Origin of the sequence: Amycolatopsis sp. cg5, from assembly GCF_041346955.1 — a bacterium.
Taxonomy (GTDB): Bacteria; Actinomycetota; Actinomycetes; order Mycobacteriales; family Pseudonocardiaceae; genus Amycolatopsis.
Genome location: NZ_CP166849.1, coordinates 2,670,931 through 2,693,967 on the forward strand (window position 1 = coordinate 2,670,931; position 23,037 = coordinate 2,693,967).

25 protein-coding genes and 1 pseudogene are annotated in these 23,037 nt (G+C 68.1%); 14 read left to right on the top strand and 12 right to left on the bottom strand.

What is annotated here, in order from left to right; all coding sequences use genetic code 11:
- Positions 1 to 7: 7 nt before the first annotated feature.
- The 3 genes from AB5J62_RS12250 to AB5J62_RS12260 all read right to left on the bottom strand — a co-directional run bounded on the left by AB5J62_RS12250 (position 8) and on the right by AB5J62_RS12260 (position 1,551).
- A complete protein-coding gene (locus AB5J62_RS12250; protein WP_370948326.1) occupies positions 8 to 523 on the bottom strand; it encodes a hydrogenase maturation protease in 516 nt (171 codons plus the stop codon).
- Positions 524 to 649: 126 nt separating this feature from the next.
- A complete protein-coding gene (locus AB5J62_RS12255; protein WP_370948327.1) occupies positions 650 to 994 on the bottom strand; it encodes an ArsR/SmtB family transcription factor in 345 nt (114 codons plus the stop codon).
- On the bottom strand, positions 991 to 1,551 hold the full coding sequence (locus tag AB5J62_RS12260; protein WP_370948328.1) for a TetR/AcrR family transcriptional regulator: 561 nt from the start codon (positions 1,549 to 1,551) through the stop codon (positions 991 to 993). Before AB5J62_RS12260 ends, AB5J62_RS12255 begins: the two co-directional genes overlap by 4 nt.
- Before the next feature lie 75 nt (positions 1,552 to 1,626).
- Between AB5J62_RS12260 and AB5J62_RS12265 the strand changes: the two genes are divergently transcribed.
- Positions 1,627 to 2,115, top strand: a complete 489-nt coding sequence (locus AB5J62_RS12265; protein WP_370948329.1) for a PaaI family thioesterase — start codon at positions 1,627 to 1,629, stop codon at positions 2,113 to 2,115.
- Positions 2,112 to 2,918 (top strand): hypothetical protein, encoded by an 807-nt coding sequence (locus AB5J62_RS12270; protein ID WP_370948330.1) that lies wholly within the window; start codon positions 2,112 to 2,114, stop codon positions 2,916 to 2,918. The genes AB5J62_RS12265 and AB5J62_RS12270 overlap by 4 nt, the downstream gene beginning before the upstream one ends.
- A 63-nt stretch (positions 2,919 to 2,981) precedes the next feature.
- Here AB5J62_RS12270 and AB5J62_RS12275 read toward each other — a convergent pair whose 3' ends face one another.
- Positions 2,982 to 3,464, bottom strand: a complete 483-nt coding sequence (locus AB5J62_RS12275; protein ID WP_370948331.1) for a MarR family winged helix-turn-helix transcriptional regulator — start codon at positions 3,462 to 3,464, stop codon at positions 2,982 to 2,984.
- Here AB5J62_RS12275 and AB5J62_RS12280 point away from each other — a divergent pair.
- Positions 3,463 to 3,900, top strand: a complete 438-nt coding sequence (locus AB5J62_RS12280) for a pyridoxamine 5'-phosphate oxidase family protein (RefSeq protein ID WP_370948332.1) — start codon at positions 3,463 to 3,465, stop codon at positions 3,898 to 3,900. The genes AB5J62_RS12275 and AB5J62_RS12280 overlap by 2 nt on opposite strands.
- Here AB5J62_RS12280 and AB5J62_RS12285 read toward each other — a convergent pair.
- Positions 3,897 to 5,090, bottom strand: a complete 1,194-nt coding sequence (locus tag AB5J62_RS12285) for an ROK family protein (protein ID WP_370948333.1) — start codon at positions 5,088 to 5,090, stop codon at positions 3,897 to 3,899. The genes AB5J62_RS12280 and AB5J62_RS12285 overlap by 4 nt on opposite strands.
- Positions 5,091 to 5,233: 143 nt before the next feature.
- Here AB5J62_RS12285 and AB5J62_RS12290 point away from each other — a divergent pair, with 143 nt between their 5' ends.
- Entirely contained in the window at positions 5,234 to 5,989 is a 756-nt protein-coding gene (locus AB5J62_RS12290) for a DUF427 domain-containing protein (RefSeq protein ID WP_370948334.1), read from the top strand.
- On the opposite strand, the gene AB5J62_RS12295 is transcribed toward AB5J62_RS12290, so the two are convergent.
- Together AB5J62_RS12295 and AB5J62_RS12300 are read right to left on the bottom strand one after the other, a co-directional pair.
- The gene (locus AB5J62_RS12295) at positions 5,986 to 7,290 is read right to left on the bottom strand and encodes a carotenoid oxygenase family protein (protein WP_370948335.1); all 1,305 of its coding nucleotides are present in this window, start codon (positions 7,288 to 7,290) and stop codon (positions 5,986 to 5,988) included. The two genes, AB5J62_RS12290 and AB5J62_RS12295, sit on opposite strands and share 4 nt — an antisense overlap.
- A gap of 14 nt (positions 7,291 to 7,304) precedes the next feature.
- The gene (locus AB5J62_RS12300; RefSeq protein ID WP_370948336.1) at positions 7,305 to 7,871 is read right to left on the bottom strand and encodes a hypothetical protein; all 567 of its coding nucleotides are present in this window, start codon (positions 7,869 to 7,871) and stop codon (positions 7,305 to 7,307) included.
- A 90-nt stretch (positions 7,872 to 7,961) separates the two neighbouring features.
- Between AB5J62_RS12300 and AB5J62_RS12305 the strand changes: the two genes are divergently transcribed.
- From AB5J62_RS12305 to AB5J62_RS12340, 8 genes and pseudogenes are all read left to right on the top strand, one after another.
- Positions 7,962 to 8,474, top strand: a complete 513-nt coding sequence (locus AB5J62_RS12305; RefSeq protein WP_370948337.1) for a PadR family transcriptional regulator — start codon at positions 7,962 to 7,964, stop codon at positions 8,472 to 8,474.
- 158 nt (positions 8,475 to 8,632) lie between these two features.
- A complete protein-coding gene (locus tag AB5J62_RS12310; RefSeq protein WP_370948338.1) occupies positions 8,633 to 10,843 on the top strand; it encodes a molybdopterin cofactor-binding domain-containing protein in 2,211 nt (736 codons plus the stop codon).
- 10 nt (positions 10,844 to 10,853) lie between these two features.
- A complete protein-coding gene (locus AB5J62_RS12315; RefSeq protein WP_091290703.1) occupies positions 10,854 to 11,312 on the top strand; it encodes a (2Fe-2S)-binding protein in 459 nt (152 codons plus the stop codon).
- A gap of 117 nt (positions 11,313 to 11,429) precedes the next feature.
- Entirely contained in the window at positions 11,430 to 12,638 is a 1,209-nt protein-coding gene (locus tag AB5J62_RS12320) for a PucR family transcriptional regulator (protein ID WP_370948339.1), read from the top strand.
- A gap of 488 nt (positions 12,639 to 13,126) precedes the next feature.
- Positions 13,127 to 14,454, top strand: a pseudogene (locus tag AB5J62_RS12325) (fatty acid desaturase).
- Positions 14,451 to 14,624: a rubredoxin gene (locus tag AB5J62_RS12330; RefSeq protein WP_370948340.1), complete on the top strand. Its 174-nt coding sequence runs from the start codon at positions 14,451 to 14,453 to the stop codon at positions 14,622 to 14,624. Before AB5J62_RS12325 ends, AB5J62_RS12330 begins: the two are co-directional and overlap by 4 nt.
- Entirely contained in the window at positions 14,621 to 15,283 is a 663-nt protein-coding gene (locus AB5J62_RS12335; RefSeq protein ID WP_370948341.1) for a TetR/AcrR family transcriptional regulator, read from the top strand. The genes AB5J62_RS12330 and AB5J62_RS12335 overlap by 4 nt, the downstream gene beginning before the upstream one ends.
- A gap of 9 nt (positions 15,284 to 15,292) precedes the next feature.
- Positions 15,293 to 16,588 (top strand): hypothetical protein, encoded by a 1,296-nt coding sequence (locus AB5J62_RS12340; RefSeq protein ID WP_370948342.1) that lies wholly within the window; start codon positions 15,293 to 15,295, stop codon positions 16,586 to 16,588.
- A gap of 81 nt (positions 16,589 to 16,669) precedes the next feature.
- Here AB5J62_RS12340 and mgrA read toward each other — a convergent pair whose 3' ends face one another.
- Both mgrA and AB5J62_RS12350 read right to left on the bottom strand, forming a co-directional pair.
- The gene (gene mgrA / locus AB5J62_RS12345) at positions 16,670 to 17,698 is read right to left on the bottom strand and encodes an L-glyceraldehyde 3-phosphate reductase (protein WP_370948343.1); all 1,029 of its coding nucleotides are present in this window, start codon (positions 17,696 to 17,698) and stop codon (positions 16,670 to 16,672) included.
- Between the two features lie 11 nt (positions 17,699 to 17,709).
- A complete protein-coding gene (locus tag AB5J62_RS12350) occupies positions 17,710 to 18,345 on the bottom strand; it encodes a maleylpyruvate isomerase family mycothiol-dependent enzyme (RefSeq protein WP_370948344.1) in 636 nt (211 codons plus the stop codon).
- A 67-nt stretch (positions 18,346 to 18,412) separates the two neighbouring features.
- On the opposite strand from AB5J62_RS12350, the gene AB5J62_RS12355 reads away from it, so the two are divergent.
- Positions 18,413 to 18,826, top strand: a complete 414-nt coding sequence (locus tag AB5J62_RS12355; protein WP_370948345.1) for a MarR family winged helix-turn-helix transcriptional regulator — start codon at positions 18,413 to 18,415, stop codon at positions 18,824 to 18,826.
- Here AB5J62_RS12355 and AB5J62_RS12360 read toward each other — a convergent pair.
- A complete protein-coding gene (locus AB5J62_RS12360; RefSeq protein ID WP_370948346.1) occupies positions 18,810 to 19,349 on the bottom strand; it encodes an NUDIX hydrolase in 540 nt (179 codons plus the stop codon). The genes AB5J62_RS12355 and AB5J62_RS12360 overlap by 17 nt on opposite strands.
- 121 nt (positions 19,350 to 19,470) lie before the next feature.
- Here AB5J62_RS12360 and AB5J62_RS12365 point away from each other — a divergent pair, with 121 nt between their 5' ends.
- Complete coding sequence (locus tag AB5J62_RS12365) at positions 19,471 to 19,914, top strand: nitroreductase family deazaflavin-dependent oxidoreductase (protein WP_370950247.1); 444 nt, start codon at positions 19,471 to 19,473, stop codon at positions 19,912 to 19,914.
- Positions 19,915 to 19,964: 50 nt separating this feature from the next.
- On the opposite strand, the gene AB5J62_RS12370 is transcribed toward AB5J62_RS12365, so the two are convergent.
- Both AB5J62_RS12370 and AB5J62_RS12375 read right to left on the bottom strand, forming a co-directional pair.
- Positions 19,965 to 21,215, bottom strand: a complete 1,251-nt coding sequence (locus AB5J62_RS12370) for a S8 family serine peptidase (protein ID WP_370948347.1) — start codon at positions 21,213 to 21,215, stop codon at positions 19,965 to 19,967.
- Positions 21,216 to 21,226: 11 nt separating this feature from the next.
- Positions 21,227 to 22,912 (bottom strand): hypothetical protein, encoded by a 1,686-nt coding sequence (locus AB5J62_RS12375; RefSeq protein ID WP_370948348.1) that lies wholly within the window; start codon positions 22,910 to 22,912, stop codon positions 21,227 to 21,229.
- Between the last annotated feature and the right edge of the window lie 125 nt (positions 22,913 to 23,037).

A 23,037-nucleotide genomic window follows, 5' to 3' on the forward strand; every position in this document is an offset into this window, starting at 1 on the left:
CCACTGATTACGCGAGTGCGCCTGGTGTCGCGGGGATTTCGGGTGAGCGGAGCCGAGAGCTCATGCCCCAGGCCAGTTCGACGACGATGCGGACCGCTTCGGGCACCGCCGCTTCGACGGCGGCGCTCAGGCCGAGGCCGCTGCCAGTGGTGGCAGGCTCGCAGCCGACCACCAGCACCCGGCCCGCGTCGCCGCCGAGCATGCTGAGCAGGCGGAACACCGCGTCGGGCTGCATGCCGTGCGCGTCGGGGCGCAGGTTCGACTTCGACAGCTCTTCGACGTCGGCCTCGAGCAGGTAGATCGTGCCCGGCGCGTCGCCGCGGGGTGCGGCATCGATGAGGATCGTCGTGTCGTAACCGCCGAGTAGGTCGTAGGCGAGGTGTGTGCCGCTGATGCCGTAGTCGGCGATCTGGACCCAGTCGGGCAGTTTGACGTGCTCCAATTCCTTGAGCACCTCGATGCCGAAACCGTCGTCGCCGAGGAAGATGTTGCCGATGCCCGCTACCAGGACCCGTGGCTTCATTGCCGAGCCTCCACTATCGGTTCGATTCGACGGTAGAACCGTTGCCTGGCCGGCACAACCAGGCTTGGGGAGCTTTCAGTCCATTGCGCCGCGACGGTGACCGAGAGTCGTCTCGCGGGGGAGCGGTTACCCCGTTGGATGCGGCCGGACCAGGTGGATGAGGTCGTGCACCGTGGCGTCGGCGAGCCGGTAGCGGACGACGCGGCCGGTGCGGTGCGGTGTGACGAGGCCGTGCGCGCGCAACAGGCGCAGCGCCTGCGAAACGGCCGAGTCGGTCATCTCGGCGGCCACGGCGAGATCCGAAACGGAGATCTCCTTGGCGTAGTGGATGCACACGAGCAAGGTCAGCCGGGACGGGTCCGCGACGAGGGAGAACCGCCGCGCCCATTCGTCGACGACACTGCGGTCGCCGAGGCCGGCGAGCGCCGCTTCGACCCGCTCGGGGTCGATCAGCCGTCGCTCGGTGTTCACCGCTGAATGATAGCCACGACGTGGTCGACCGCCCGGTCCAGCGCGTCGGGCGAGCGGTGGATCCGGCTCAGCAGCAGCGCGCCTTCGAGGTTGTTCATGATGGCGATCGCCAGGTCGTCTGGATCCTCGTGGCCGCGCTCGCGGAGCTTCGTCACCAGCAGCTTGTGCCAGGTGGCAAACGCTTGCCCGGCGGCTTCGGTGAGTTTCTCGGACGCGTGCGCCATCTCGAGGGTGATGGTGGCGAGCGGGCAGCCGCCGCGATAGTCGTCGGCGGCGAGTGACTGGGCCGCCTTGCCGAACCACCAGCGGATCGCGTCCTCGGTGCGTTCGTGCTTCTCGAAGGCGCGCTCGACGGTCTTCGTGACGACCTGTGAGCCGAGTTCGATGGCCGCGACGCCCAGCTCCTCCTTGCCGCCGGGGAAGTGGTGATACGCCGAGCCCCACGGTGTGCCCGCCGCTTCGATGAGCCGCCGCCATGACGTGGCCGGGTAGCCCTCGCGGCGGAACAGCTCCATCGCGGTGGTGACCATGCGGTCGCGCGTTGTGGGATCTGGCACGTGTTCGAGCCTACCCCTTGACTATGACGATCGTCCTAGCCGATCGTTAGGACGATCGTCATAGAGGGAGTCGACATGGCAGTGCGTGAGAAGACCATCACCTGGGAAGACCCGCTGGCCGCCGCCGGCGCGGGGCGTGAGCTGTCCGGGCTGGAGTACATGACCGGCATCGCCGAGGGCCGGATCCCGCAGCCGCCGATCGCGGCGCACTTCGGCATGACGCTGAAGATCATCGGGCCCGGCGACGTCATCTTCGCCGCGACCCCGGACGAGTCGCTGTACAACCCGATCGGCATGGTCCACGGCGGTGTCGCGGCCACCATGCTGGACTCGGCCATCGGCTGCGCCGTCCACACGACACTGCCCGCGGGCGTCGGCTATACCTCGATCGAGCTGAAGGTCAACTTCCTGCGCGCGATCCACGGCGACACCGGCGAGATCCGCGCGCACGGCTGGGTGGTCAAACCCGGTTCGCGCGTCGCGTTCGCCGAGGCGGACCTGCGCGACGCCGACGGCAAGCTGCTCGCGACCGCGTCGAGCACCTGCCTGATCATGAAGCCGTGAAATCGCTCTGGGTCTCCATGGAGACCATCCACGACGTCACCTACTTCGCGCCGGAAGCCCGCGCGGCGCACGAAGCGGTGGGATTGCGCGGATTCTGGCGCGGCTACGTGGCCATGCGGGCGGCCCCGCTGGGTGCGGCGCCGCTCGGCCTGGTGAGCGCGGTCTTCTACAACTTCGCGCCTCGCTTCCTGGCGCGGTCGTTGCCGGAAGTGTGGTCGCTGGCGTCGCCCTCGGTGGCGCTGGAAGCCCGGCTTTCGGGCGCGGTGGCGGTTTTGGGCTCGTTCGAAGTACCCGTGCTCGGGACGCTGCGTTCGCTCGTGTCGGCGGTTTCGTGGGCCGGGCGTCCGTTGGGTGCCGCCAATGCGGCGCTGCCGTGGCCCGACGATCCGGTCGGCGCGCTGTGGCACGCGTGCACGGTGCTTCGAGAGCACCGGGGCGACGGGCACAACGCCGTACTCGCGGCCGAGGGCATCGACGGGGTCGAGGCGCACGTGCTGCGCGACGCCGCCGACGGGAGCCGGGGACTGGTGCAGCCGGCGCGGGGTTGGACGGACGCCGAGTGGGACGCGGGAGTCGAGCGTTTGACCGCGCGTGGCTTGCTCGCCTCGGGTTCGCTGACGCCGTCCGGGCTGGCGTTGCGCACCCACATCGAGGCGCGGACCGACGCGCTCGGCGCCGTTCCGTACGCCTCGATTCCCTTGGGGGACTTGGAAACCCTGAACACCTTCCTCCGTCCGGTCGCCCGGCGCCTGGTCCCGTCGGTCAACCCCCACCCCAACCCGGTCGGTGCTCCGGCGCCTTGAGTAGCCCGAAAGCCACTTTCGGCAGATAAGACCTGCCGAAAGTGGCTTTCGGGCTATCACCGGTCAGGCGGGTGGGCGGACTCGGCGGGTGCGGATGGCGTCGAGTGAGCCGTAGCGGGTGATGATCGAGGTCAGCAGTGCGCGGGTCGCGGCGACGCGGGTCTCGCCGAAGGCCGAGGTCAGCTCGGCTTCGAGGGCGGCCCGGTGTGCGCGGGCGGCTTCGACGGAGGCTTGGCCGTGCGGGGTCAGGTGGAGCAGCTTGGTGCGGGCGTCGCCGGGGGCGGGGCGGCGGACGAGGAGGCCACGGCGTTCGAGGTCGGCCACCGCTTTGGAGGCCGCCTGCTGGGTGACGCCCATGCGCGTGGCCAGCGCCGTGATCGAGAGCGGGCCCGCGAGCACGTGCTGGAAGACGACGCCGTCGTTGAAACGGAGCTCGGTGAAGCCGTCGGCGGCGAGCCGGCGCTGGACTTCGTCGGTCAGCGCCCAGCCCGCGAACAAGGAGACCAGAGACAGATCGAGGTCTTCCGGGGTAACATCCACAACCATGGTTGTGAATCCTAGCTCAGAGTTGCTCGACGACTTCGTCCGTGTCGCTCATCGGATCGTCTGGTGCACGCTGGTCACCGTCGACCGGCGGGGACGGCCGCGGTCGCGGGTGGTGCATCCCTATTGGGAACGGGACGGCGACAGCGTCACCGGATGGGTGTTCACCAGGCCGACGCCGCTCAAGGTGGCGCATCTCGAAAATCACCCGTACGTGTCATGCTCGTATTGGGATCCGGCGCACGAGATCGCGGTCGCCGAATGCGACGCCGAGTGGGCGCCGTCGGACAAAGACAAGGTGCGCGCGTTCTTCGACAATGCCGAACCGCCACTCGGGTACGACGCGGACATGCTCGGACCCGAGGGCGGTTACAGCGTGCTCAAACTCACTCCGTGGCGGCTCAGCACCGCGAAACACGCGTGGCAAAAAGAGGCTTAGCCCGCGCGCCGTTCGAACACGATGTCTTCGGCCGCGCGCAGGCCGACCGAGATCGCGCCGGCCACCACGGCGTCGTCGCCGAGTTCACCTTGGACAATGGTCGGGACCAGCGGGGTGAACGTGTGCAGCGCGCGGTCCATCGGCTCGCGCAGCAGATCGGCGTTGGTGCTCATGCCCCCGCTGAGAACCACCAGTTCCGGATCGATGACCGCGGCGATGGACGCGACCGTGTACGCCAAACGGTCCGCTTCGGCTTCGACCGCTCGCTGGGCCAGTTCGTCACCCTCACGGGCCAATCGGAAAACCTCGCGCGCGGATTTCGCCGTGCCCAGGCCGAGTTCGCGTGCTCCGCGCACCACCGACTGCGCCGCGGTCGCCTCTTCGAGGTGGCCGCGTGCGGGCGGTTCGACGAGTTCGTCGTTCGCGTGCATCTGACCGTAAGGCAGGTAACCGATTTCTCCGGCCGCGCCGGTGGCGCCGCGGAAGACTTCCCCGTGCACCATCAGTCCCATGCCGACACCGGTGCCGACGGTGATGGCCGCGAACACGTCGACACCGCGCGCGGCGCCTTGTTCCCACTCACCGACAGCGGTGAGGTTCGCGTCGTTTTCGATCACGAGATCGGGACCGACGGCCGCTTCGAGTTCGGTCAGCAGCCCGGCCTTGCCCCAGCCTGGCAGGTTCGGCGCGTGCCGGAAGCAGCGGCGGTTCGGGTCGGCGACACCGGGGCTGCCGAGCACCCTGGACACGATGTCGTCCTGGCGCAGGCCCGCGACCTGCACTGTTTCCTGCGCGAGGCGGCCGACGGCGGCGACCAGAGCCACCCCTGACCGCGCCGTGTTGCGCTCGTCGCGCCTGGCGACGACCGTGCCGCCGAGGTCGGCGACCGCGACCCTGATGTGCTCACGGCCGATGTCGATGCCCAGCACGTAGCCCGCTGTCGGGTCGGCTTCGTACAGCACCGCCGAACGGCCGGTGCCGGTGGAGGTGTGCCCGGTCGCGCGCGCGAGGCCCGCGGCCTCCAATGCCAGCAACGCCTGGCTCACCGTGGGTTTCGACAGCCCGGTCTCCTTCGCGACCTGCGGCCGCGTTGACGGACCGTTGCGGCGCAACAGATCCAGCACCGCACGCTGGTTGATCTTGCGCATACCCGCGGGGGTGCCCACCGGCGGGGTTTCGACGCCAACCACCCAAGCCCCCTCTCTACTCGACTCTCCCGGCTCAACTCTTACAAAGTATCGGCAAGGAGTGTGCGGAAGGTAAGAACATTTACAAAATCCACGTATTTAGTGAGCAACGAAATACTACGGGGCCCTTCGGAGTTGATCCGGACATGAACACAGCAGTGCGTGGCCGAGTTCGAGTAGAGCACGGGACCAAACGGGTGCGGGTGGTTTTCGCCGGGCGTGTTGTCGCCGATACCACCCGGCCGCTGATGGTCTGGGAAGTTCCCTATTTCCCCGCATATTACTTCCCTCTGGCGGACGTCTCCGGTGAAGTCCTGATCCGTGGGAATCTCACGAAACATTCGCCGAGCAGGGGCGACGCGGTACTCGCGACCGTACGCGCCGGTGAGCGGGAAGCCGTTGACGCGGCGCAGATCTATGACACTTCCCCGATCGAAGAGCTCGCCGGGCACGTCCGTTTCGACTTCGACGCCATGGACGCGTGGTTCGAGGAAGACGAGGAGATTTTCGTCCATCCCCGCGACCCGGGTGTGCGGGTGGACGTCCTCGCCAGCTCGCGGCACGTGCGGATCGAGGTCGACGGCGTGACCGTCGCCGACTCCGTCCGCCCGCGCCTGCTGTTCGAGACCGGGCTCCCCACCCGGTACTACCTGCCCAAGACCGACGTCCGGCTCGACCTGCTGGAACCGAGCGACACGGTGACCCACTGCCCGTACAAGGGGACGGCCGGGTATCACTCGGTCCGCATCGGTGACGAGCTGCACCGGGACCTGGTCTGGGGCTACGACACGCCGCTGCCCGAGAGTCAGAAGATCATCGGGCTCGTGTCGTTCCTCAACGAAAAAGTCGACGTTTATGTCGACGGGGTGCTGCAGGATCGCCCCAAGAGCAAGTTCGGCTAAGCCTCAGGGATCCAGTTTCCGTGGAAGCCCGCGGGCACCCGCTGTGGCAGGTGGACGGTGGCGACCGGCGGACCGCTCAGGTCCGTCGGGTCGACGATGACCAGGTCGCTGCCGTCCCTCGTCGCGTCGTAGACGTAGGTCATCAGCCAGCCGTCCGAGCCGTCGCCTGACGGCACGAACACGGCTTCACCAGGGGTACGGCCCTTGCCGAAGTCGTAGGTCTCGACGGTGCCGCGGTGCAGATCGAACCGGCGCAGCGTGGTCGGCGCCTCGGCGTCCGGCCCGTTCGTGCCGGTCGCGTGCCCGAACCGCGCGTCGAGCCCGGCGAGCCGGTCGTCGATGCGCGGGAACTCGCACGGCCCGTCGTCGACCTGCTCCTCGCGCACCGAGCCGGTGGTGAGGTCGATCGTCCAGCGCCAGAGCAGGGGAGCGGTGTCCGCGTGGCCGCGGTGCCAGGTGCGTTCCTGCCGGATCACGTACAGCACGATCCGGTCGCCCGATTCGTGGGCGTTGAGCGCGTGGAACACATAGCACGGGCTGATCGTGAACCAGCGCACCGCGCCTGCCGGGTCGTCGCGGCGGAGCACGCCGAGCCGGGCGCCGTAGTGCTCGTCCCAGCGGTAGGGCATCTCGCCGGTCCCGGCCAGTGCGCGGTCGAACACCAGCGGCAGGTCCATGAACACGACATGGTTCGCCGTGAGGTTGAAGTCGTGCATCATCGTCGGCGCGCCGACCTCGATCGGCTGCGACACGACGAGGTTCCCCTCGGCGTCGGCCCGGTGATACGTCAGGAACGGCGGCCGCGTGTCGTAGCCGAAGAAGTGCAGCTCCCCGGTGGTGGGGCAGATCTTCGGGTGCGCGGTCATCGGCGTGCGCAGCCTGCCGTCGAAGTCGTGCGGGCCGACGGTCTCCAGGTCGTTCGTGACCTCGTACGGCAGCGAGGACTCGACGAGCGCGAGCGTGCGGCCCGCGTGGTTGATGATGTGCGTGTTCGCGTTGGCGGCGTGCAGGTCCCGGCTGCCGTCGGCGCGGTAGATGGTGCGGGAGGGGTCGAGGAAGCTCTCGGTCCTGACCCAGCGGTTGCGGTACCAGGCGGCGCGGCCGTTCTCCAGCCGGACGCCGTGCAGCATGCCCTCGCCGATGAACCAGTGCTTGTTCTCGTCACGCGGGTTCGGGCCGTTGCGCAGGTACCAGCCGGTGAGCTCCGGCGGGATCGCGCCGGTCACCTCGAGGTCGTACGCGGTCAGCTCGTCGTGCACGGGTGCGTAGTTGCCGGTGCGGTGGAAAGCGGTGGTGGCCATTTCGGGGCGGTTCCTTACTGTGCGGTGTGGGCGGTCGCCCTGGCGCGGACGATCTTCGGGTAGCGGACGGTGAACGCGATCGGCACGGCGAAGCCGAGCACCTTGATCGTGATGAGCGCGGCGGTGGCGTGCGGCGCGTAGGCCAGCAGGATGGCGCCGGCGATCGCGTGGACGGTGAAGCTCGCGGCCCAGACGGCGGTGATGATCACGTTGGTGCGGAAGAAAACGGGGTTCGTCCAGAGTTCGCGGGGCACCATCGTGCGGGCGATGCCGAAGGTGAACGGCTTCTTGATCGCGATCGAGAGCCAGGCGGTCAGCGCGAGCCAGCCCGACGACAGCGGGTCCACCTGGTCGCGGACCGCGGAGTCGGGGAAGGCGAACGCGATCGCGGTGAGCAGCACGAAGAAGCCGAGTGCGCTCAGTTCGATGACCAGGCTGTCCCATGCTCGGTCGTTGCGGCGCTCCCAGAGCAGGGTGCCCGCGGAGAGCACGACGCCGATCAGCGCGGAGTAGCGCCAGTCGAACTGGGTCGCGACCACGGCGAAGGCGATCCAGGGAAGAAAGCTGCGCAGGTAGTTCATGATGGTGCCCCCTTGACGTTCCAACTTTGACATGTCGAAATTAGAGGGTCAGCTCTGGACCTGTCAATAGTGGAAGGTAAGGTGTCCGATATGAGCCTTCGTCACGCCGTGCTGGGACTGCTCGCGCAACAGCCGGGAAGTGGTTATGACCTGCTGAAACGCTTCGAGGAGCGGTTCACCTTCGTGTGGCCCGCCACGCAGAGCCAGCTCTACGGCGAGCTCGGGAAGATGGAGAAGGCGGGCCTCGTGCGCGTCGCCGCGGAGGGGCCGCGCGGGCGCAAGGAGTACGAGATCACCCCGGACGGGCACGCCGATCTGCGGCATTGGCTCATCGAGGTGGTCCCCGACGGCACCAAGCGTGACGATCGGCTGTTGCGGGTGTTCTTCCTCAGCGTCCTGTCGCCGGAAGAGGCGCGAACCTATCTCCAGCAGAACCTGGAGGTCTTCACCGAGCGGCTCGAAGCGCTGCACGAGATCGAGCGGGTGACCGAATGGGGGCCTGGCCTCGGCGCGAAGTACGGCCGGATCTCGCTGGAGTTCGGCCTGCGGCAGCTCGTCATGCTGCGTGACTGGGCGGAGTGGTCGCTCAAGCAGTTCGAGTAGGCGGTTTACACGGGGGCCGGAAATGTGTCGCGGCACACATTTTCCGGGGCTCGATGTCATCTGGTGACAGAGATGGACCGACACGACTACGGACCGTTGACTGGGCCGAATGCCCTGCCTAGCGTGGCTGGACCCCCGACACTGCCGAAAGGGATGTGATGTCCCAACCCACCACGGATCGGCGACGGTTCCTGACCTTCCTGGTCGCCGCGCCCACGCTCACGCTCGCCACGAAGATCACCGTCGACGCCGTCTCGCCCGGCGAAGCCGAAGCCGTCATCCCGACCCTGCCCGGTCCCGCCGAGATCCTCGACCTCGGCGACGTGCTGACGCTGTCGTGCGCGCCGACGGCGAACATGCTCGTGCTCGGTGTCTCCGCCGACGGCAAGGTCCGCCTCGAACTGCCGCGCGCCGAGGTCGGCCAGGGCATCACCACCGCCACCGCGATGCTCGTCGCCGAGGAGATGGACCTGCCGCTGGAGCGGGTCGAGGTGGTGCTGTCCGACGCCAGGCCGGAGCTGCTGTTCAACCAGCTCACCGGCGGGTCGAACACGATCCGCTCGGTGTACGGGCCGGTGCGCGCCGCGGCGGCGGCCGCCCGCGCCAGGATGGTCGCCGCCGCCGCGAAGCAGTGGAACGCCGACGCCGCCCGATTGTCCACAAGGGACGGTGCGGTGTTCGCGCCGGACGGGCGGAAGTCGAGCTATGGCGCGCTTTCCGCGCTCGCCGCGCGCACGGACCTGACGGCCAACGCCACCTTGAAGCGGGAAGCCGACTTCAAGCTCGTCGGCACGCCGACCTCGCGCAAGGACGCCCGCGCGATGGTGACCGGGCAGCTCGAATACACCCTCGACCTCGACATCCCCGGCGCGATGCCGGTGATGGTCCGGCGCCCGCCGAGCATCAACGGCACCGTCAAGAAGGTCAACAACGAGGCCGCCGTCCGCGCGATGCCCGGCATCATCGACCTCGCGGTGGTGCCGACCGGGGTCGCGGTGATGGCCGAGACGTTCGGGCAGGCGCTCGACGGCAAGAACGCGCTCGACGTCACCTGGAACGCCGGCACGGTCGACGCCGAGAACAACGCGTCGATCACGAAGAAGCTGCAGGCCGCCGCGCTGCCGTTCGTCGTGCCGCCGCTGCTCACGCAGTACGTCGACGCCGAGTTCGACTTCGCGTTCGCCAGCCACGCGCCGATGGAGTCCAACTCCGCGGTCGCCGACGTCCGCGCCGACCACGCGACCATCTGGGCCGGCTTGAAGTCGCCGATCCTGGCCAAGCAGAGCATCGCGCAGGCGATCGGGCTGCCGGAGAACAAGGTCACCGTGCACGTCCAGCAGGGGGGCGGGTCGTTCGGCCGCAGGCTGTTCTTCGACGCGGCGCTGGAGGCCGCGCAGATCTCCAAGGCGATGAAGAAGCCGGTCCGGCTGATGTGGAGCCGCATCGACGACATGCGCCACGGCCGCGCCCGCGCCGCGAGTCACCACAAGATCCGCGCGACGTTCGCGCTGGGGCAGGTGCTGACGTTCGAGCACCGCGTCGCCAGCATCGAAACCGACTGGGGGCACGGGCTCGGCGAGATCCTCACCGCGTTCGCGGCGAAGCTGCCCGTCGGCGGGAACCTCAGCTTCGCGCAGACGGTGTTCCTGTTGACCATCAAGTCGCCGTACAACTTCGGCGTCACCACGCAGCTGCTCAACGAGGTGCCGCTGAAGTTCCACACCGGCGCGTGGCGGTCGGTGTATTCGGCGAACACCCGTGGCGCGGAAGAGATCATGGTCGACGAGATCGCCGCGAAGCTCGGCAAGGACCCGGTGGCCTTCCGCAAGGAGTTCATCAAGGTCGACCGGCAGCGCAAGGTGCTCGAAAAGGTCGCCGAACTCGGCCAGTGGGGCAAGGCGATGCCGAAGGGTTTCGCGCAGGGCGTCGCCGTGCACGGCGAGTACAAGTCGTACACCGCGTGCCTGGTCGAAATCGACGCGCGCGACCCGAAGAAACCACGCGTCACCAAGGCGACCATCGCCGTCGACGTCGGCAGGCCGGTCAACCCGCGCGGGCTGCAGTCGCAGATGCTCGGCGGTCTCACCGACGCGATCTCGACGACGCTCACCGCGGGGCTGCACATCGACAAGGGCCTGCCGCTGGAAGGCAGCTACTCGCAGTTCCACTACGCGCGGCAGAAGAATTCGCCGCCGCAGGTCGAGGTGTACGTCATGCCCGCGACGGGCGACGAGCCAGGCGGCGCGGGGGAGCTGGGCCTGCCGGCGCCGGTCGGCGCGATCGCCAACGCGTACGCGCGCGCGACCGGCATCAAGCCGCGCAGCTTCCCGATCAACTTCCCGGTCGACTTCGAACCGTTCCCGCGCTGAGGAGATCCACTTGCCTACCTACACCTTCTCCGTGAACGGAAAGCCCGTCACCGTCGACGCGCCAGCCGACCTGCCGCTGCTGTGGGCGTTGCGTGACAAGCTCAAGGTCCGCGGCCCGAAGTACGGCTGCGGCATCAACGTCTGCAAGGCGTGCACCAGCCACCTGGACGGCGCGGCCATCAATCCTTGCGTGGTCCCGGTTTCCGAGGCCGAGGGCAAGGAGGTCACCACGATCGAGGGACTCGCGGACGGCGACGTGCTGCACCCGGTCCAGGAAGCCTGGCTGGAGCAGGACGTCGCGCAGTGCGGGTACTGCCAGCCCGGCCAGATCATGGCCGCGGTCGCGTTGCTGAAGCAGACCAAGAACCCCACGGACGCGCAGATCGACGCGATCGAGAACGTCTGCCGCTGCGGTTCGTACTTCCGCATCAGGGAGGCGATCAAGAGCGCCGCCGCCAAGATGAGGTAGCACTTGCGGATCGGCCGGGCGGGCTAACGCCGCATACGCGGAGCGGCTTAGCCTGTTCGGCCGAATTGGTGTTAAATTCCGACTTCCAGGTACTCGACGAGGAGGACCGAGGAAGCCATGCACTATGTCGACATCGCTCCCGAGGTCGCGGAACTGGCCGTCGAGGTGGAAACCCGGCTGCCGGAAATGATCAAGAACACCGTCGAGCAGATCCTCGACGAGATGGCCGTCTACCACGACGCGCGCTTCGTGACCTATGAACAGCTGCACGACTCGGTCCGCGTCAATCTCGGTTTCGTGATGCGGACGCTCACCGGCTCCGGCTCACCCGATCTTTCGCAGGCGCGCGCGACCGGCCGCGCCCGCGGACTGCAGGGCGCGCCGCTGCCGGAGTTGCTGCGCGCGTACCGCATCGGCCTGACCGAGGTATGGCACAAGTTCGTCGAACTGACCGGCGCCCGCCAGGATTTCGGCGGCCTGGTCGCGGCGACCACCGCGATCTGGGCGCTGGTCGACGACTACGCCGAGGCCCTCACGACGGCCTACCGCGAGGCGACCGCCGAGTCGATGGCCGCCAGGCAGAACCGGCGTTCCGCGTTGGTGGAGGCGTTGTTCGCGGGCGGCACCGAGGGCTCGCTCTGGGACATCGCGCGGGTACTGGAACTTTCGCTCGACGGGACGTTCGTCGTGGTCGCGGCGGAGGCACCCACGGTCGGCCAGGAACCGTTGCCCCAGATGGAAACGCGGCTGCGCGACCGGTGCCACGCGTCGGCCTGGCGGCTGACCCCGGATCTTCAGGTCGGCGTCGTGTCGATGCGCGACCCCCAGGCGTCGCAAGTGCTGATCGAGTTGCTGCGCGAGAATCCGTCCGGGCGCATCGGAGTGAGCCCGGTCTTCACCGGGCTGGCCAATACGGCGCGGGCGTTGCACCTCGCGCGGGTGGCGCTGTCGAGCCTCATGCCGGGGTCTTCGGGGATCGTGCAGTTCAACGAATCGCCGCTGGCCGGGCTGGTCGCGAGCGCTCCGGAGGCCTCGGTGCAGCTCGCGCATCACGTGCTGCAGCCGATCTTGGACCTGCCGGGTGACGACCGGAACGTGCTGCTGCTGACGTTGCGCGCGTGGTTCGAGCACCAGGGCTCGACGAAGCTGACGTCCGAGCGGATGTTCTGTCACCCCAACACGATCCGGCACCGCCTGAAGCGGATCACCGAAGAACTGGGCCGATCTCTGACGGACCCGGCCGACATCGCCGAACTCGGCGCCGCCCTGCGCGCGCTGCACATGTTCCCCGAGACCGCGCACCTTCCCTCACCCGGCCGCCGCTAAGGGCTCGTGAGTGGTATGGCCGGTTAGAACCGGCCATACCACTCACGACCTCGGCCGTGGAGGTCCATCGAGCTGTATGAAGGCTCCCTTCATCACGCATAGCTGTATGAAGGCTCCCTTCATCCAAGGCCGACTTGATGAAGGGAGCCTTCATACGGGCCTGGTGTATGAGGGGAGCCTTCATACAGGGTCTGCCGGATGAAGGGAGCCTTCATGCAGCCGCGCAGGGTGAACGGGCCTTCCGCGCATCCCCCTCGAAAGCGGTCGCCGAAGCTGATGGGCTCGTGACCCCAGCCCTGGGGGTTCGCCGGTGATGACCAGTGCCATCCAGGGTCGTGAGTGGTACGGCCGGTTAGAACCGGCCATACCACTCACGACCCCAGGTGTGTACACGTAGCCCGTTCGTGCTCGCTTGGTTGACACGGGATGTTGTCGTGTCTACCTTCGATACACGGGTTGGTTGTGGTGTAAGCACGAGGAGGTGCGGCATGACGTCGATCGAAAATGCGGCCACGGAGCCGGTGACCTGGCGGGATGGCAAGCGTTATGCCTGGCTGCTCGGCCTGATCATCCCGACGGCGCCCTTCCTGGCGTGGGGGCTCGTGTCCGCCACCGGGCTCGGGCTGTTCTGGTGGGCGGGCCCGATCATCGTCTTCGGCCTCATCCCGCTGATCGACCTGCTGGTCGGCACCGACGCCGAGAATCCGCCCGACAGCCTCATCGACTGGCTGGAGAACGACCGCTACTACCGCTGGGTCACCTACCTCTACCTGCCGATCCAGTACGTCTCGCTGGTCGTCGCGTGCTGGCTGTGGACGACGCATCCGATGTCCATTGTGGACAAGATCGGGCTGGCGATCACGGTCGGCATCGTCGCGGGTATCGGCATCAACACCGCGCATGAGCTGGGGCACAAGAAAGACCAGCTCGAACGATGGCTGTCCAAGATCGCACTGGCGCAGTCGGGGTACGGGCACTTCTTCATCGAGCACAACCGCGGGCACCACGTGCGCGTCGCGACTCCGGAGGACCCGGCCAGCTCGCGGTTCGGCGAGACGTTCTGGGGTTTCCTGCCGCGCTCGGTCGTCGGGAGCCTGAAATCCGCCTGGGAACTGGAAAAGGCGCGGCTCGCCCGTATGAACAAGAGCCCGTGGACGCTGCGCAACGACGTGCTCAACGCCTGGGTGATGACGCTGGTGCTCTTCGGCGCGCTGGTCGCGTTCTATGGCGTGGCGGTGTTGCCGTACCTGCTGATCCAGGCCGTGTTCGGGTTCTCGCTGCTGGAGGCCGTGAACTACCTCGAGCACTACGGGCTGATGCGGCAGAAGGAGCCGCGCGGACGGTACGAACGGCCCGCGCCCCGGCACAGCTGGAACAGCAACAACGTGTGCACCAACGTTTTCCTCTATCACCTGCAGCGGCACAGCGACCACCACGCCAACCCGACCCGGCGCTACCAGGCGCTGCGGCACTTCGAGCAGGCTCCGCAGCTGCCCGCCGGGTACGCGTCGATGATCGTGTTCGCCTACCTGCCGCCGGTGTGGCGCAAGGTGATGGACAAGCGCGTACTGGCGCACTACGAGGGCGACATCACGCTCGCGAACGTCAATCCGCGCAACCGCACCAAGATCTTGGCGAGGTACGGGGCATGAGCAGTTTCCGTTGCCCGGTCTGCGAATACGTCTACGACGAGGCGGCAGGCGCGCCGCGTGAGGGTTTCCCGGCGGGCACCGAGTGGGGCGCCGTGCCCGACGACTGGTGCTGCCCGGACTGCGGGGTCAGGGAGAAGATCGATTTCGAGGAGGTCGTGGCATGAAGGTCTACCGCTGTGAGGTCTGCGGGTTCGAGTACGACGAGGCACTCGGCTGGCCGGACGAGGACATCGCACCCGGCACGAAGTGGGACGACATCCCGGACGACTGGTCGTGCCCGGACTGCGGCGCCGCGAAGGCCGACTTCGTGATGGTCGAGGTCGAACGCGCGTGAGCGCCCTGATCGTGTCCACGTCGTTGACACGGATCAGGGGTGCTGACAACGTGGTGGACATGGCACCCCGGGTCCCGTACGCCGAAGCCGCGAAGGTGCTCCTTCGCGACACGCTGCTCAACGCCGCGTCCGACCTGTTGCGCGAGAAGCCGTGGCAGGACCTGAAGATGGGCGACATCGCCGCGGCGGCCGGGGTCAGCAGGCAGACGCTGTACAAGGAGTTCCGCTCGCGCCAGCTGTTCGCCGAGGCGTACATCCTGCGCGAGACCGAGGTGTTCCTCGCGGCCGTCGAAGAGGCGATCGTCGCGCACGTGGCCGAGCCCCGTGCGGCGCTCGCGGCCGCGCTGGAGGTCTTCCTGACCGCGGCCGCCGAGGAACCGCTGATCAAGGCGATCGTCGCGGGCGACGACAGCGACGGCCTGCTGTCCACGGTCACCAACCACGCGGGCCCGATCCTGCACGGCGCGACCATCCGGCTGACGGAGATGCTGGTCAAGCAGTGGCCGGACACCGATCACGAGGCGTTGAACCGGATCTCGCGCTACCTCGTCCGGCTCGCCGTCAGCTACGCGGCTTCGCCGGACGGCACGCCTGCCGAGATCGCGCGCGAGACGGTCACGGTGCTCGGGCCCTATCTCGATGAGGTGCTCGACGGCTAGGTTCGGTCCATGCGCATCCGCATGCTCCTCGCCGCCGTCGTCGCCCTTTCCGTGGTCACCGCCGCGCCCGCGCTGGCCGCCGACGACCAGCCGCTGCCCGGATACACGATCGTCAACCCGCCGCTCGCGCCCGCGACCGTCGGCGGCGAGCCGACCCGCGTCCTGCAAGGGGTGCACGGGCACGCCGCGTACGACATCGAAGTGCCGCCGAAGTGGAACGGCAAACTCGCCCTGTGGGCGCACGGTTACCGTGGCCAGGGCAAGGTGCTGACCGTCGACCCGCCGGGGTTCGGGCTGCGTCAGCGCATGCTCGACCAGGGTTTCGCCTGGGCTGCTTCGTCTTATTACGACAACGGCTACGACGTGAAGGCCGGCGTCACGACGACGCGCGAGCTGGCGTCGCTGTTCGGAAAGCTTGTTAAACGGCCTCGCGAGGTCTACCTCGCCGGGGTGTCCATGGGCGGGCACGTCATCGGGCGCTCGCTGGAGGAGTACCCGGGCTTCTACGCCGGCGCGCTGCCGATGTGCGGCGTGCTCGGCGACCAGTCGCTGTTCGACTTCTTCTACGATTACAACCTGGTGGCGCAGGACCTTTCGGGGATTTCGGCGTACCCGGTGCCCGCGGATTACCAGACCAACGCGGTGCCGAAGATCGAGCAGAAGCTCGGACTGACCGGAACGCTGACCGACCGTGGCAAGCAACTGCGCGCGATCACGGTCGAGCGCTCCGGTGGAGCGAGGCCGGGCGCCGACGCTTCTTTCGAGCTGTGGAAGCACTTCCTGTTCACGATCGCGGAGCCGCCGACCGGGAACAGCCTCGCGGAGTATCCGGCGCAGCTGGCGACCAACGTGTTCACCCGGTACACCCCGAACACGCCGGTCGACGTCAACCGGACCGTCCGCCGGGTGCCGCCGTCGAACCTGTGGGCCCGGTTCACGCCTTCGCTGACCCAGATCCCGCGCATCGCCGGAACACCGACCGTGCCGGTGCTGAGCCTGCACGGGCTCGGCGACATGTTCGTCCCGTTCTCGATGGAACAGGCTTACCGCGATGACGTCGCGCGGCACGGCCGCGCGGGTTTGCTGGTGCAGCGCGCGATCCGGACGTCGAACCACTGCGAGTTCAGCGCGGCTGAGGCGGGCGCCGCCTGGGACGACCTGCTCAAGTGGGTCCAGACCGGCAAGCGCCCGGCAGGCGACGTCGTCAACGACCCACGCGCGGTCTCGGCGCCCTCGTACGGCTGCAAGTTCACGGACCCCGCCGCGACCGGCGGCACCAGGCCCTTGTTCCCCAAGTGCGCCTAGATGCCGGGATAAAGCCCGCTTTACTCCCGGGAGTAAAGCGGGCTTTATCGCGCGGAGTTAAGCCCGCTTTATCCCGGTAGTTCAGGCGTCGGTCGACTTCTTCCAGAGGTTGATGTCGCCTTCGGTGGCGTACTGGTCGATGTCGCGGAGTTCCTCGGCGGTGAAGTCGAGGTTGGCCAGCGCGCCGACGTTGTCCTCGAGCTGCTTGACGCTGCTCGCGCCGATCAGCACCGAGGTCATGCGCGGGTCACGCAGGCCCCAGGCCAGCGCGAGCTGGGCGAGTGACTGGCCGCGGCGCTGGGCGATCTCGTTGAGCGCGCGGACCTTCGCGAGCGCGGTCTCGTCGATCGTGGTCGGGTTGAGGGACTTGCCCTGCGCCGCGCGCGAGTCCGACGGGACACCGTCGAGGTAACGGCTGGTCAGCAGGCCCTGCGCGAGCGGGGAGAAGGCGATGCAGCCCGCGCCCTCCGCCTCGAGGGTGTCGAGCAGGTGGTCCTCTTCGCTCCAGCGGTTGAACATCGAGTACGACGGCTGGTGGATGAGCAGCGGGGTGCCCAGCTCGCGCAGCAGCCGCGCGGCCTCGCGGGTCTTCTCCGACGAGTACGAGGAAATGCCCACGTACAGCGCCTTGCCGGAGCGGACCGCGGTGTCGAGCGCGCCGACGGTCTCCTCCAGCGGGGTGTCCGGGTCGAACCGGTGCGAGTAGAAGATGTCGACGTAGTCGAGGCCGAGCCTGCCCAGCGACTGGTCGAGCGAGGCCAGCAGGTACTTGCGCGAGCCCCACTCACCGTACGGGCCCGGCCACATGTCGTAGCCCGCCTTCGACGACACGATCAGCTCGTCGCGGTACGGCTTGAAGTCGTCCGCGAGCATGCGCCCGAAGTTGGTCTCGGCCGAGCCGTACGGCGGGCCGTAGTTGTTGGCCAGGTCGAAGTGGGTGATGCCGAGGTCGAACGCGCGCCTGGCGATGGCGCGCTGGGTGTCGAACGGCTTGTCGTGGCCGAAGTTGTGCCACAGGCCGAGTGAGATGGCGGGAAGCTTCAGTCCACTTCGGCCACAGCGCCGGTAGGGGAACGAGTCGTATCGGCTGGTCGCCGCAACGTAGGTCACGTTCCGGGATACTAGCCGGTCATCCCACCTTTGAGCGCTCCGATGCCGTCGCCGGACAGCTGGGCGAGCGCGATCTCGGTCCGCCCCGAGACCAGCAGCAGAAGATCTTCGACACGCCCCTCGATGAGCTCGCCCTCGCCCGCGGTCCAGTCGACGTCTGTCGCGTTGAGACGGAATCCCTTCAGCTTCTTCTTGGCGTTGAACGGGAAACCCATCGACCAGATCCGCTCGACCGCCTTGAGCGCGGCGGGCGGCGGCATCGTCCGCGTCCGGCCGAGCGGGCGCATGATGTCCTGGGCGTGCAGCAGGATCTCGAACAGCGGCTCGCTCGGCTTGGTCAGCGGCGCCAGCTCGCGCGAGCCCACGATGTCACGCAGCCCGGCGACGAGCTGGGCGTTGCTGAACGGCGCGGCCTCCTTGATCGCCGACTCGTGGGTCATCCGGTCGAAGTCGCCACGCGCCTTGACCAGGCCGCGGAGCATCGCGCCCCAGGTCTCGCGCGTCGGATACGTCAGGTGCGCGACGACCTCGCGCGCCGTCCAGCCCGCACAGAGCGAAGGCGCTTTCCACTCCGCCTCGGTCAGGTCGTCCAGCTGGTCGGCGAGGCTCGCGCGCTCGCTGTCGATGTCGCCCCAGTACTCGGTCACGGGTTGCTCCTTGGATTTAGTAAGGCTACCTGAATATAATGCTCCCTGAAGAGTACGAGGAGGACGCGTGGAAGACAACACCCCGGAGCTGCTTTACCTGGCCTACTCGCGGCTGTCGGAGGAGATCAACGAGGCGGGCAAGGCCGCGGACCCCGACGTCCGGCCCGCGCACGCGACCGTGTTCATCAACCTGGAGCCCGACGGAATCCGGCTGACCAAGCTCGCCGAGAAGGCCGTGATGACCCCGCAGGCCATGGGCGAGCTGGTCGACGACCTGGAGAAACTCGGCTACGTGCGCCGCGTACCCGATCCGAGCGACCGGCGCGCCAAGCTGATCGTGTTCACCGAACGGGGGGAGCGCGCGGTCGAGACCGCGTTCACGCTGATCGGGGAGCTGGAGGCGAAACTGCGCGACTTCATCGGGGCGGAGGCGCTGGCGCAGGTGCACCGCGTGCTCCGCAAGATCATCGACGAGTACTGAGATAGAAGGTCAGCGCGATCATCGAGCTGCCGTCGGGAATCTCGCCGTCCTGGATCAGCGCGCGAACCTCGGGCCAGGTGAACCAGCCGAGCTCCGCGGCCTCGCTGCTGTCGGCCTCGCCTTCCTTGACGGCGCCGCCGCAGACGAACAGCTGGAACTGGTGCGTGCTGATCCCCGCGAGCGGATAGTGCGTGAACAAGTGCTCGCAGGAGGAGACCGCGTAACCGGTCTCCTCCAGCGCCTCACGCCGGACGGCCTCCACCGGCGTCTCGCCCTCGTCGCACCAGCCCGCCGGAATCTCCCAGCCCGACCTGCCGATCGTGAACCGATGCCGCCGCGTCAAGAGCACACGGCCGTCCTCGACGATCACGGCGCCGACGGAAGGGCGGTCGAACCGGAGCACATGGTGGTCGAACCGCCGCCCGCCGGGGATCTCGACGTCGTCGAGATCGAGGTTGACCCACTCCGAGGCATAGATCCGTCGTGAGCCGTGCACTGTCCAGCGTGTCCGATCTCCCTGCATGGCCTCGATTCTTACCGAGCCGTGCCTGAAAGGGCAGGCTTCGGGGCGAGAGCCGCTCTTGGCAGGAAGGTCGTGCTGGACTGGTGCGACAGGATCAGCGCACGACACCGGAGTGACCGCGATGCCGCTTGAGGGCGAGTACGACCCGAGTCCGGCGCAATGGATCCGCGACCAGGTCGAGCTGTACGAGAGTTCGGGCGGCACGCGGGGTACGACGCTGTGGGACACCGGCCTGCCGGTCGTGATCGTCACGATGCGCGGCGCGAAAAGCGGACGGCTCCGCAAGATCCCGCTGATGCGCGTGGAGCACGAGGGACGGTACGCGGCGGTGGCCTCGAAAGCGGGCTTCCCGACTCACCCCGTCTGGTACTTCAACCTCAAAACCGGGCCGGTGGTGGATCTCCAGGACGGCGCTGAACGCTGGAGCATGATCGCCCGTGAGGTCAGCGGCGACGAGAGGGCCGAGTGGTGGGAGCGCGCGGTCGCGGCGTTTCCGACGTACGTCGAGTATCAGGCGAAGACCGACCGCGTGATCCCGGTCTTCGTGCTCGAACCCGAGGCTTAGGGTCGTGCGCGTCGCGGGCGGTTCTAACCGCCCGCAACGCGCACGAGCCCTTACAGGGCGCCGAGTCCGTTCGGGGTGCCCATGCCGGTCGGGGCGTCGTAGCCCTTGCCCGCCGTGCAGAGGTAGTCGCCGCCGCAGTCCCAGTGGGCGTTGCTGCCCGAGGTGACGTCGAACAGCGCCGACGGGTGGGCGTAGATGTGCTTGGCGTTGGTCAGCGAGGCGGAGTTCCCGGCCAGCGCGATCATCGCGGCGATGATCGGCGACGAGGCGCTGGTGCCGCCGAAGACGCCCCAGTCGCCCTGGTCGTAGACGGCCACGCCGGTGACCGGGTCGGCGACCGCGGAGATGTCCGAGCTGGTGCGCATCCCGCAGTGGGTGTCCTTCTGCCACGACGGTTTCGCGAAATAGGCGGAGCAGCCCGAACCCGCGCGCTTCCACGCGGTTTCGGTCCAGCCGCGCGTGGTACCCGGCTTCTTGGTGAGCGAGGTGCCGCCGACCGCGATCACGTCGGGGAGTGAGGCGGGCCAGGCCGCTTGGATGAAGCCGGCGTCACCGCTGGCCGCGGTGACCGCGACGCCCGCGTGCTTGAACGCGTCGGCCAGCTTCGGGCTCAGCGTGTTCTCGTCGGAACCCCAGCTGTTGGACACCGCGACCGCGCCGGAGCCGGTCGCGGTCCGCTCGGCGGCGGTCATCGCTTCGAGCGACGCGTCGTCGGCCTCGACGAGCAGGATCTTGCAGTCGGGGCAGACGGCCGAGACCATGTCCAGGTCCAGTGAGATCTCCGAACTCCAGCCCGCGTCGGGCTGGGGGAGCGGCGTGGTCTTGCCTGCCCCGTTCACCTTCTTGAAGCAGCCGTTCGCGGTCGTGCACGGCGGAAGTCCGTACGTCTTGCGGTAGACGGCCAGGTCGGCTTCGGCGGTCGGGTCGTCGTAGGCGTTGACCACGGCGACGGTACGGCCCGCGCCGCCGGTCGCCGGGATCTTGTACGCCGAGAGCAGATCCGCGCGCGCGATGCCGTCCGGAAGCGCCTTTCCGGCTGCCTGCGGGCGCTTGTCCGCGACGGCGAAGCAGCGCGCGTACCCGGCGGGCGCCGCGCCGCAGGCCGGTTTGGCCGCGGTTTCGGCCGGATCGGCGGGCGCCGCGCCCGGCAGGCCGTCAGGGGCGTTGACGAGTGCCGCGTGCTCGACCGTTTCGTCCACAGTGGACCCTTGGGTGTCTTCGGCGTGGACGCGCACGGCGAGGTAGCCGGGCTTGGCGTTCGCCGGGACGGTCCAGGTTCCCTTGGCGTGCTTGGCATCCACGACCGAGGTGGTTACGGGAAGCCAGGTCTTGCCGTTGTCGTAGGAGACGAGACCGCGGCGGACTTGAGCGGGCTGTCGGCCGCGCCCGGCTGGTGCTGGAAGACCAGTGACATCGTCGCCTCGCCCGGTGCGAGCGAGCTGTGCCGGTCGGTGTTGAAGGCTGCGCGGCTGTAGAAAATGGGCAGGGGAGCGGACTTCGCGGTCGTCGCGGAGTCGAAGCCCCAGGTGATCTGGGTGTGCGTGGACAGATTGGTGGCCACGCCGTCGTGGGTGTCGTCGATCGAGTAGGCGTAGCGGTGCTTGCCGGCCTTGAGCGCCTGCTCGAACATCACGCCCTGGGTGGTGTCCTGGTAGATCTGCTTGCCGTCCTCGGTGATGGTCGTCGTGCCCTGGCTCCACTGGCCGATGTCGCCAGCCGCGTCGGTGTCCATCACGCCGACACCGGCCAGCTTGTCCGCGGTGCGGCACAGGAAGCACGGACCGTCCACAGTGGCGGGAGCGGGCAGGATCAGCCCGTCGCGCCAGGTGAGCGAACGGTGCTCGCCCGCCTTGAGCGTCAAGTGCCGTTCCAGTTCACCGTCGAGCGGAGCGCCGCCGTCGTTGGGCAGCATCAGGCCGTCGTAGTCCAGGCCGGGCGCCACGGTCACATAGCGCCGGTCGGCCGACGGGGCGTGCACCTCCACGTACGGGAGGGTGGGCATCGCCGGGTTGGCCGGTCCGGCGCCGGGGATGGCCCAGTCGTCCCAGAGGATCAGGTCCTGGCCCGGCAGGTCGGTGGGGTACGTCGAGTCCACTGTGGCCAGTGTGGCCGGGTTGACCGGGTAGGTCTGCTCGATCGGGACGTGGTCGGCCTTGGGGATGCCGATGAAGTAGCTGTACGGCTTCGGCGCGGACGGTGGGGAAAGCTCGCGCGCGACCATCGAGAAGTTCAGCACGCCGTACTTGGGCTTTTCGGCGGCGCCGACATAGAAACTGGTGCCCGCCATCGCGCCGATGTCGAAGGACGCCAGCCTGCCCTTGGGGCCGCGCTCCCAGCCGGCCACCGCCGCCTGATGCACGCTGGGCAGCGGCGTCACGAAGGAGACCGGGTGCGCGGCGCGGCCGTCGAGCGCGACGGTGGCGCCACCGGTGGAGACGGTCACGTCGGTCTGGGTGAGCAGCTCGGTGTTGACCGGGTTGTCGTGCTCGTCGGTGTCGAAGATCGCGACGGCCACGCTGTAGTGCCCGTTCGGCACCTGGATGCGGGCGTCACCGTCGAGCATGACGCCGTCCCAGGACGCGGTCGCCAGGTTGTCGGTGTTGACCACGAGCACCTCGGCGGCCGCCGCCTTCTTGCCGGTGTGGTTGACGGCTTTGACGTGCAGCAAGGACATCTGGCTGCTCGCTTCGACGCCGCGCGGCTCGGCGGGTCCGATCCGGTAGGCGTCCAAAGAGGTCAGGTGTTTGAGTTGACCGGCGGGCACCACGGTGAACTGGCCGTTGACCTTGGAGGTGACCGCGATCGGGCTGTGCCCCGGTGCGGGCAGGAAGCGTGGCTTCGCGCTCTCGCCGTGCCCGGTCAGCAGGACGTGATCGCCGGTCGGCAGCGTGAAATACCGCTGGAGCTGCGGTTCCGGTGGAGGCGGTGCCGCTGTGGCCGGTAACGGGACGAGGGGCAGTGTCAGCAAAGCCGCTGCGACTGAGGCGATCTTGCGCAAGGTGCGAACTCCGTCTCACCGGGGACCAGAGAGCCTCACCTTGACGAGAGGACCAGACCAATGTCAAGAAATACATCTGATGAATAGACGAAGGATGGCAGCTGATTCGGACTTGTGGCGCGAAA